Source organism: Streptomyces sp. NPDC051963, assembly GCF_044593495.1.
GTDB lineage: Bacteria > Actinomycetota > Actinomycetes > Streptomycetales > Streptomycetaceae > Streptomyces.
In genome coordinates this window covers 58,375-68,063 of sequence record NZ_JBIUCC010000012.1, presented here as the reverse complement: position 1 = coordinate 68,063, position 9,689 = coordinate 58,375, and the positions used below count along the sequence as shown (strand labels likewise).

The 9,689-nt window shown below is 71.4% G+C and carries 5 protein-coding genes and 1 tRNA gene; 3 read left to right on the top strand and 3 right to left on the bottom strand.

Annotated features, from left to right (window positions below; translation table 11 throughout):
• The first annotated feature begins 26 nt into the window (after positions 1-26).
• Both ACIHFB_RS40505 and ACIHFB_RS40500 read left to right on the top strand, forming a co-directional pair.
• Positions 27-1,577 (top strand): DUF6519 domain-containing protein, encoded by a 1,551-nt coding sequence (locus tag ACIHFB_RS40505; protein ID WP_400129502.1) that lies wholly within the window; start codon positions 27-29, stop codon positions 1,575-1,577.
• On the top strand, positions 1,577-2,473 hold the full coding sequence (locus ACIHFB_RS40500; RefSeq protein ID WP_400129501.1) for a peptidoglycan-binding protein: 897 nt from the start codon (positions 1,577-1,579) through the stop codon (positions 2,471-2,473). Before ACIHFB_RS40505 ends, ACIHFB_RS40500 begins: the two co-directional genes overlap by 1 nt.
• Positions 2,474-2,488: 15 nt before the next feature.
• On the opposite strand, the gene ACIHFB_RS40495 is transcribed toward ACIHFB_RS40500, so the two are convergent.
• The 3 genes from ACIHFB_RS40495 to ACIHFB_RS40485 form a co-directional block, all read right to left on the bottom strand.
• A complete protein-coding gene (locus tag ACIHFB_RS40495; RefSeq protein WP_365285062.1) occupies positions 2,489-3,868 on the bottom strand; it encodes a M1 family metallopeptidase in 1,380 nt (459 codons plus the stop codon).
• Between the two features lie 68 nt (positions 3,869-3,936).
• Positions 3,937-7,803 (bottom strand): Pls/PosA family non-ribosomal peptide synthetase, encoded by a 3,867-nt coding sequence (locus ACIHFB_RS40490; RefSeq protein WP_400129500.1) that lies wholly within the window; start codon positions 7,801-7,803, stop codon positions 3,937-3,939.
• Between the two features lie 279 nt (positions 7,804-8,082).
• A tRNA-Leu gene (locus ACIHFB_RS40485) sits at positions 8,083-8,167 on the bottom strand.
• A gap of 186 nt (positions 8,168-8,353) precedes the next feature.
• On the opposite strand from ACIHFB_RS40485, the gene ACIHFB_RS40480 reads away from it, so the two are divergent.
• Positions 8,354-9,679, top strand: a complete 1,326-nt coding sequence (locus tag ACIHFB_RS40480; RefSeq protein WP_400129499.1) for a M20/M25/M40 family metallo-hydrolase — start codon at positions 8,354-8,356, stop codon at positions 9,677-9,679.
• Positions 9,680-9,689: the final 10 nt, after the last annotated feature.

Genomic DNA, 9,689 nt, shown 5'->3' with positions numbered 1-9,689 from the left:
TTTCCTGAACCAGGGGGACCCCCTTCATGCACGCTGACCTCTCCCGCTCCACGTTCCGCCCGGAGCGGCACTACTCCGCGGTCATCGCCCAACAGGGCCGTGTCCAGCTCGACGCCGACGCCAACGAGCAGACCGCGATCCAGCTCCACCAGGCCCGCACCCTCGCCGCCGACCTCATCGGACAGCACGGCGGACCGCGCGACGCCGCTGGCTTCCGCATCGAGTACGTGGGCGGCAAGCACGAGATCGACACCCTGTTCATCCACGGCGGCCGCTACTACGTCGACGGCATCCCGCTCGACGCGAACCGCCCGGCGCCCGGCACGCCCGTGCCCGACGAGGACGCGGAGGACCAGGAGACCGCGCAGCCGCCCGCGTACTGGACGTACTGGGACCAGCCCGACGGCTTCCGCGACCCGGAGAAGCCCGGCGACCGGCTGCCCTCGCCCGCCCAGTCGCCGTTCCTGGTCTATCTGACGGTGTGGGAGCGCTCGGTCAGCGCCGCCGAGGACCCGGCACTGCGCGAGGTCGCGCTCGGCACGGCGCTGCCCGACACCGCGGCCCGTGTGAAGGTCGTCTGGCAGGTGCTGCCGCTCTCGCTCGCCGCGCTGGAGATCGAGGACGCGAACCCGCCGAAGGAGGACGTCCGCGCCGCCTTCACCCGGTGGGCGCAGCAGCAGTCCACCCCCACCGCCCGGCTCGCCGCCCGCAGTGAGCGGCCCGACCACGCCGACGAGGACCCGTGCCTGGTCAAGCCCGACGCCCGCTACCGCGGCCCGGAGAACCAGCTGTACCGGGTGGAGATCCACGAGGGCGGCGAGGCCAAGGACGCCACCTTCAAGTGGTCCCGCGAGAACGGCTCCGTCGTCTTCCCGGTCGACGAACTCGACGGCACCTGGGTGCAGTTGGCGACCCTCGGCCACGACGAGAAGCTGGACCTCGACGTCGGTGACCTCGTCGAGCTCACCGACACCGCGTACGCCTCCCGCCTCGAACCCCTGCCGCTGCTGCGGGTCGAGGAGCTGGACCTGCCGGGCCGCCGGGTGCGGCTGTCCGCCGAGCCGGCGGACGAGGTCGGTCGGCTGCCCCACCTCAACCCGTTCCTGCGCCGCTGGGACCACCACGAGGGCCCCAAGCGCAAGGGCCGCACGGCGGCACTGCGGGGTGGCGCGATCCGCGTCGAGGAGGGGGAGTGGCTGCCCCTGGAGGACGGCGTCGAGGTCTACTTCGCCAAGGGCGCCGCCTACCGCACCGGCGACCACTGGATCATCCCCGCCCGCACCGCCACCGGCAGCGTCGAATGGCCGGCCGACCAGGCCCGCCGCCCGCTGCTCCAGGCGCCCGCCGGCATCGTCCGCTCCTTCGCCCCGCTCGCCCTGGTCAAGGGCGAGGGCGGCACCGTCGACCTGCGGCTCGCGTTCACCCCGCTCGCCAGCAGCATTCCGGCGGCGGACGAGGCGACGCTCGCGGCGGAGGCCCAGGCACGCCGGGAGGAGCAGGTGGCGGAGGCCGACCCCTCCGGCGGCCGGTCGCAGACGACGGCCGCGGCCGAGCGCGCAGTGGACGGAGACGAGTAATGGCCAAGCCCCTGAGCGCGTCCAAGCTGGTGGAGATCCTGCGCAAGGAAGGCCTCACGGTCCACGAGGTCCGCAACTGGCGCTCCCACAACCGCAACTCGAAGGGCCCCTGGGGCCCGGTCAACGGCGTGATGATCCACCACACCGTCACCTCCGGCACCAACGGCTCCGTCGACCTCTGCTACGACGGCCACTCCAACCTGCCCGGCCCGCTCTGCCACGGCGTCATCGACAAGAAGGGCCACATCCACCTCGTCGGCAACGGCCGCGCCAACCACGCGGGCCTCGGCGACAACGACGTCCTGCGCGCCGTGATCAACGAGACGAAGCTGCCGACCGACAACGAGGCCGACACCGACGGCAACCGGCACTTCTACGGCTTCGAGTGCATCAACCTCGGCAACGGCAGGGACCCCTGGCCCGAGGTGCAGAAGGAGGCCATCGAGAAGGTCTCCGCCGCGATCTGCCGCCACCACGGCTGGACCGAGCGCTCCGTGATCGGCCACAAGGAATGGCAGCCGGGCAAGGTGGACCCGCGCGGTTTCACCATGGACGGCATGCGCAAGCGGATCGCCCAGCGGCTGGCCGGCAAGGGCGGCGACACCGGCGGCAAGGAACCCGACCCGAAGCCCGCCCCGCCCAAGCCGACCTACGAGCCGTTCCCCGGCAGCGGCTTCTTCCACCTCGGCCAGAAGTCCCCGATCATCACGGCCATGGGCCGCCGCCTCGTCGCCGAGGGCTGCGGCCACTACGAGGAGGGCCCCGGCCCCGAGTGGACCCTGGCCGACCGCCGCTCCTACCAGGCCTGGCAGCAAAAACTCCGCTTCAAGGGCAAGGACGCGGACGGAATCCCGGGCAAGGTCAGTTGGGACAAACTGAGGGTGCCGCACACCTGACCCTGCCAAGGGCGTTCATGCGGAACCGGTGTTGGTCGGCGGATGGGCCGGCCTCACCGGCATCCGCACATCCTGCTCCGGCAACGGCGGCAACGCGGTCTTCTCCAGCCACGCCCTGAACAGATCGTCCAACGGCTGCTCGGCAAACCGCGCGACATACGCGGTGAACGCAGCCGTGGTGACCGTCCCACCCCGATGCAACGCCGCCCATCCCCGCAGCATCCGGAAGAACGCCGCCTCACCCATCGCGCAGCGCAACGCATGCACGGTCAGCCCACCGCGCTGATACAGCCGATCGTCGAACATCAGCTTCCGGCCGGGATCGGCGAGCTTCAGGTCCTGCGGCAACGAGGACAGCAACCGGTGAGCCGCGGCGGCAAGTTGCTGCGCCGTACGCCCACCCGACCGCTCCGACCACAACCACTCCGCGTACTTCGCGAACCCCTCGTTCAGCCATATGTGCCGCCAGTCCGCGATGGACACACTGTTGCCGAACCACTGATGCGCCAGCTCATGCGCGACGAGCCGCTCGCAACCCCGCCCCCCGTCCACATGGTTGGCGCCGAACAGCGACAGCCCCTGCGCCTCGACGGGGACATCGAGCTCTTCCTCCGTCACCACGACCGCGTACTCGTCGAACGGATACGGCCCGAACAACTCCTGGAACAGCTCCATCATCGCGGGCTGCCGTGCGAAGTCCCGGGAGAACCGGGGCAGCAGATGCGCCGGAATGTGCCCGTGCTGCGGCACCCCGCCCAGCCCCGGGTCGCCGAGCAGCACCGTCTCGTACTTGCCGATCGACAGCCCGACCAGATAGCTCGACGTCGGAGCGGCCTGCTCGTACACCCAGGTGGTCGTCGACGCCTTGGTCGTCCGGGTCAGCAGCCGCCCGCCCGCGACAACGGCGTACGCCGACGGCGTCGTGATGGAGATCTGGTACGACGCCTTGTCCGCGGGCCGGTCGTTGCACGGGTACCAGGACGGCGCCCCGACCGGCTGGCTGGCCACCAGCGCCCCGTCCTCCAGCTCCTCCCAGCCGAGCCCGCCCCAGGGGCTGTTGACCGGCTTGGGGTTGCCCGACCAGTGCACCTCCACGGTGAAGGCGGCCCCGGGGCGGACCGGCTTCGCGGGACGGATGCGCAGCCTGCCGCCACGATGCGTGTAATGCGGCTGCCGCCCGTCCACCCGGACCCGGCCGACCTTGAAGTCGGCCAGGTTGAGCTGGAACTCGGTCACCGGTGAGCGGCCCGCTATGGCGTTGATCCGGGCCGTCCCCGCCAGCCGGTTCGGGCCCGGGCGGTAGTCCAGCGCCAGCTCATAGCGGTGCACCCGGTAACGGGAATCACCGTTGTCGGGGAAGTACGGGTCCGGACCCACTGCCTGCTGAACCGCCACTGCTGCGTCTGCTCCCTGCGCTGTGCTCGTACGACGTCCCTCGCTCCCCGACGTCGTGGAAGCCGTGCTCAGCGGCGCCATGACTCGATCGGGTTGCCCAGCCAGCGCGTGTCGTCGGGAACTGATTCCGCAGCCATGACGAGTGACGCGGGACCCAGCGTGGTCCGGGCACCCACCGCGCTGCCGGGCAGGACGATTCCGCCAGGACCCAGCGTCGCGCCCTCACGGAGGACAACAGTATCCGTCCGCAAGATCCGGTCGTGGAAGAGGTGCGTCTGGAGCACACAGCCCCGATTCACGGTGGCCGCGTCCTCCAACGTCACCAGATCCGTCTCCGGCAGCCAGTAGCTCTCGACCCACACGCCCTTGCCGATGCGCGCACCGAGGCCGCGCAGCCACGCCGTCATCACCGGAGTACCCGGCACCGACCCGGCCAGCCACGGCACGGCGACCACCTCGACGAAGGTGTCCGCCAGCTCGTTGCGCCACACAAATCCGCTCCACAGCGGGTGCTCCCCGCTGCGGTGCCGTCCCACGAGTGCCCACTTGGCGCCGATCGAAAGCAGCGCCGCGAGCCCGCCCGCCCCGAGCAGCACGAGACCGCCCAGCAGCCAGGCCCAGCCGTCCAGCGCACTCAGCGCCGCCACCGTCAGCATGGCCAGCGCCGCCGAGCAGAACACCGGCACGATCCGGCACAGCTCGACGAGAGCGCGCGCCCACAGCAGCCGAGCCGGCGGGTCGTACGTCCGGCTCTGGTCACTGTCGTTCGCGCTGCGCGGCAGCTTGACCGGCGGCAGCCCCAGATACGAGGTGCCCTTCTTGGCCTTCTTCGGCGTCGCCGACAGCACACCGACCAGACCGCCGTCCGGCACGCTCCGTCCCGGCGCGGTCATCCCCGAGTTGCCGAGGAAGGCCCGCCGCCCGATCTCCGCGCGCCCGATCTTCACCCAGCCACCGCCGAGCTCGTACGGCGCGGTCAGCGTGTCGTCGGCGAGGAACGCGCCCTCGCCGACCGTGGTGAGGCTCGGCAGCGCAAGGACGGTCGACACCTCGGCGCCCTTGCCGATCCGCATCCCGAGCAGCCGCAGCCACACCGGCGTGACGAGCCCGGCGTACAGCGGGAACAGCGTCTCCCGGGAGCGGTCCATCAGCTGCGTGACCGTCCAGGCCTGCCAGCCGGTCCTGCTGTGCGTGGGATACGTGCCCGCGCGCAGGCCCAGGCTCAGCAGCCGTACGGCGACCAGTATCAGCACGGCGTAGGCCAGCCCGAAGGCGAGCGTCGACGGAACCAGCGCGAGCGCGGCACCCCGCAGGGCCTCGCCGAGCCCGGCGCCGGACGCCACGAACTCGTGCGCGACCAGCAGGGCGGCGACCAGCGAGAGGACGGGCAGCAGCGTCAGCGCGACGCCCGTCACGCCGTACAGCACACGCCAGAACGTGCCCCGACGCGGCCGCTCCTTGGGCCAGTTCCGCTTCGCCTTGCCGAGCTTGACCGCGGGCGCGCCCGCCCAGCGCTGACCGGTGGGAACCTGCCCCGAGACCGCCGAGCCCGGCGCCACCTCGGCCCGCTTGCCCACGCGGGCACCGGGGAACAGCATGCTGCGCGTGCCGACGACGGCATGCGCACCCACCTTGACCGTGCCGATCTCCAGCCGGTCACCGTCCAGCCAGTACCCGGACAGGTCGACCTCGGACTCGACGGCGGCGCCCCGGCCCAGCTTGAGCATGCCGGTGACCGGCGGCAGCGAGTGCAGATCGACGTCCTGTCCGACCTTGGCGCCCAGCGCACGGGCGTACCGCTCCAGCCAGGACCCGGTCAGCGAGGTCGCGCCACTGAATTCCGCGAGCCGCTCGGCGGCCCACAGCCGCAGATGGACGCTTCCGCCGCGCGGATACCGCCCGGCCTCCACGCCCCGCAGCAGCAGCCGGGCCCCGCCCGCGGCGATCGCGAGCCGTCCCGGCGGGCTGAAGAGCAGCAGTCCCGCGGAGATGACGAGCCACCACGGGGCGGTCGGCAGCCAGGAGTACGCGGTCAGGAGGTTTCCGAGAGCGGCCAGGGGCACCAGCCAGCGCAGCCCCAGCAGCGTGAAGAGAGGGAGGAGCACCAGGAGCTGGATCGCCTGGGCGCGCTTGGGCACCGGAGCGATCGTCCGCTGGGAACCGTCGTCCTGCGCCGACTCCTCCAGGTGGCGGGCGAGCTTGCGCAGCGTCGGCTGCTGGTAGATGTCGAGGACGGCCGCGCTGGGGTAGCGGGTGCGCAGCCGTGTCGTCAGCTGGGCGGCGCCCAGGCTGCTGCCGCCGATCGCGAAGAAGTCGTCGGCGGCACTGGTCACGGGGATGCCGAGGACTTCCGTCCACTGCTCGGCGAGCCAGGCCTCGGTGCCGTAGAGCTGCTCGGCCTTGCCGCCGGTCTCCAGCTCCTTCAGGGGCCAGGGCAGCGCATTGCGGTCGACCTTGCCGGAGGTACGGGTCGGCAGGTCCGCCACGGACGCGAGCAACGGCACCAGGGCCGCGGGCAGCTCGGCGCGCAGCTTCTCGACCGCGGCCGCGTGGTCCCAGCCCTCCTGTGTGACGACGTACCCGACGAGCAGCTGATTGCCGCTGCGGGCGGTGCGTACGGCCGCCGCGGCACCGGCGACACCGGGCAGGGCCTGGAGCGCCGCGTCCACCTCGCCCAGCTCGATCCGCCGCCCGCCGAGCTTGATCTGCTCGTCGGCCCGCCCGAGGAAGACCAGCCCCTCGGGCTCCGCCTTGACCAGGTCACCACTGCGGTACGCCCGCTCCCAGCCCAGGGACTCCAGCGGCGCGTACTTCTCCGCGTCCTTCTCGGCGTCGAGATACCGGGCGAGCCCGACCCCGCCGATCACCAGCTGACCGCTGGAGCCCATCGCCACCGGCTCCCCGGCCTCGTCGACGACGGCCAGCTCCCAGCCGCGCAGCGGCAGCCCGATCCTGATCGGCTCCTCGCCGCCCATCAGCGAGGCGCAGGCCACGACGGTCGCCTCGGTGGGCCCGTAGGTGTTCCAGACCTCGCGCCCCTCGGTCACCAGCCGCTGCACCAGCTCCGGCGGACAGGCCTCGCCGCCGAAGATCAGCAGCCGTACGTCGTTCAGCGCCTCGGGCTCCCACAGCGCGGCCAGCGTGGGGACCGTCGACACGACGGTGATGTCCTGCTCGACCAGCCAGGGCCCGAGATCGGCACCGCTGCGGACCTGAGAGCGGGGGACGGGCACCAGACAGGCGCCGTAGCGCCAGGCGAGCCACATCTCCTCGCAGGACGCGTCGAACGCCACGGACAGTCCCGCCATCACACGGTCGGCGGGCCCGATCGGGTCCTCGGTCAGGAAGAGAGCGGCCTCCGCGTCCACGAACGCGGCGGCGCTGCGGTGGCTGACGGCGACACCCTTGGGCTTCCCGGTCGACCCGGAGGTGAAGATGATCCAGGCGTCGTGCTCGACGCCGGGCCGGCCGGCGGGGACGTCCGCCCTGCTGTGGGCGGTGATCACATGCTCCGCACCGATGACGGCCCGGACCTCCGCCTCCCCGAACACCAGCTCGGCCCGCTCGTCCGGGTCCTCGGCGTCCACCGGGACGTATGCCGCGCCCGCGGCCAGCACGGCGAGGATCGCGACGTACAGGTCATTGGTCCCGGAGGGCACCCGCACGCCGACCCGGTCGCCGAGTCCGACCCCGGCGTCGGCCAGCCGGCGCCGCAGCACCTCGACCTCGACGGCCAGCGCACGGTAGGTGAGGCGCGTCGTGCCGTCGTCCAGGGCGAGCTCGTCCGGGTAGGACCGCACGGACGCCTCGAAGACGTCGACGAGGGTGCGGGGGGAGGCGGCGGCGCCGCCGGAGAAGCGTGCGGTATCGCCGAATCGTTCGCGGATCTCTTCATCGAGCAGACCGAGAGCACTGCTCTCGTGTATGGCTGCCATCGGGTCCTCGCGTCTCGATCCCGGAAGCCTCCGGGGCGCTGGCGGGTCCGCAGGTCTGCCTGGGGTTGTCCGGCTCCAGCATCCGTAACAAGCCGGAAATCTTAGTACGACGCTAGGTACGACCCCATCCGTCTCGCCACTCGGGGCGGCCCTTCGGGGGATTGACGAGTACCTGCGGACCAGGGCTGACCTGCTGATCTTCGTCGTGGACGAGATATGCCCCACACCAACGGCCGAGGGCCGTGACCCGATGGTCACGGCCCTCGATTTTCTTGTGCGTGTCCGAGGGGGGACTTGAACCCCCACGCCCGATAAAGGGCACTAGCACCTCAAGCTAGCGCGTCTGCCATTCCGCCACCCGGACAAGGTGTACGTCGTGCGGGGTTTCCCCCGCGGCGACGAAGGAAACATTACCAGGCTTCGGAGGGTGTCCGATCACCCCCTGTCGCTGCGTGAACGGCGCGTGACGGACCGGCACCGGTCTTGGGGCGGGCCGCCGGGAGAGAGAGGATGAGGGGGACCACCAGCAGTGACAGTGGGAGGAAGCAGCGTGAGCGGGACGGACACGGCCAACAGCGTCACCGGCGAGGACGAGGTCGTGGACCTCTGCCGCGAGCTCATCCGGATCGACACCAGCAACTACGGCGACCACTCGGGTCCCGGCGAGCGCAAGGCGGCCGAGTACGTCGCCGAGAAGCTCGCCGAGGTGGGCCTCGAACCGCAGATCTTCGAGTCCCACCCGGGACGCGCCTCCACGGTGGCCCGGATCGAGGGCGAGGACCCTTCCCGGCCCGCGCTGCTGATCCACGGGCACACCGACGTCGTCCCGGCCAACGCCGACGACTGGACCCACGATCCCTTCTCCGGCGAGATCGCCGACGGGTGCGTGTGGGGCCGTGGGGCCGTCGACATGAAGGACATGGACGCGATGACCCTCGCGGTCGTCCGCGAGCGGCTGCGCAGCGGACGCAAGCCCCCGCGGGACATCGTCCTCGCCTTCCTCGCGGACGAGGAGGCGGGCGGGACGTACGGTGCCAAGCACCTGGTCCGCAAGCACCCGGACCTCTTCGAGGGCGTCACCGAGGCCATCGGCGAGGTCGGCGGGTTCTCCTTCACCGTCAACGAGAAGCTGCGGCTGTATCTCGTGGAGACCGCCCAGAAGGGCATGCACTGGATGCGGCTCACCGTGGACGGCACGGCCGGCCACGGGTCGATGACCAACAACGACAACGCCATCACCGAGCTGTGCGAGGCGGTCGGACGGCTCGGGCGGCACACCTGGCCGGTCCGGGTCACCAAGACCGTACGGTCCTTCCTCGACGAGCTCTCCGACGCGCTCGGCACCGAACTCGACCCCGAGGACATGGACGAGACGCTGGCCAAGCTCGGCGGCATCGCCAAGATGGTCGGCGCGACGCTCAGGAACTCGGCGGCACCCACCATGCTCGGCGCCGGCTACAAGGTCAACGTCATCCCGGGCCAGGCGACCGCGCACGTCGACGGGCGCTTCCTGCCCGGGTACGAGGAGGAGTTCCTCGCCGACCTCGACCGCATCCTCGGCCCGCGGGTGCGGCGGGAGGACGTGCACGGCGACAAGGCCCTGGAGACCGACTTCGACGGCAGGCTCGTCGACGCCATGCAGAGCGCCCTGAGCGCCGAGGACCCCATCGCGCGGGCCGTCCCCTACATGCTCTCCGGCGGCACCGACGCCAAGTCCTTCGACGACCTCGGCATCCGCTGCTTCGGCTTCGCGCCGCTTCAGCTGCCGCCGGAGCTGGACTTCGCGGGCATGTTCCACGGCGTCGACGAGCGGGTGCCGGTGGCGGGGCTCAAATTCGGGGTGCGGGTCCTCGACCGGTTCATCGACGCGTCATGACGCGTTGACG

What these genes read in the sequence shown, in the direction of transcription:
- ACIHFB_RS40505 (WP_400129502.1), top strand. Translation starts at nt 27, where the DNA reads ATGCACGCTGACCTCTCCCGCTCCACGTTCCGCCCGGAGCGGCACTAC.
- ACIHFB_RS40500 (WP_400129501.1), top strand. Translation starts at nt 1,577, where the DNA reads ATGGCCAAGCCCCTGAGCGCGTCCAAGCTGGTGGAGATCCTGCGCAAG.
- ACIHFB_RS40490 (WP_400129500.1), bottom strand. Translation starts at nt 7,803, where the DNA reads ATGGCAGCCATACACGAGAGCAGTGCTCTCGGTCTGCTCGATGAAGAG.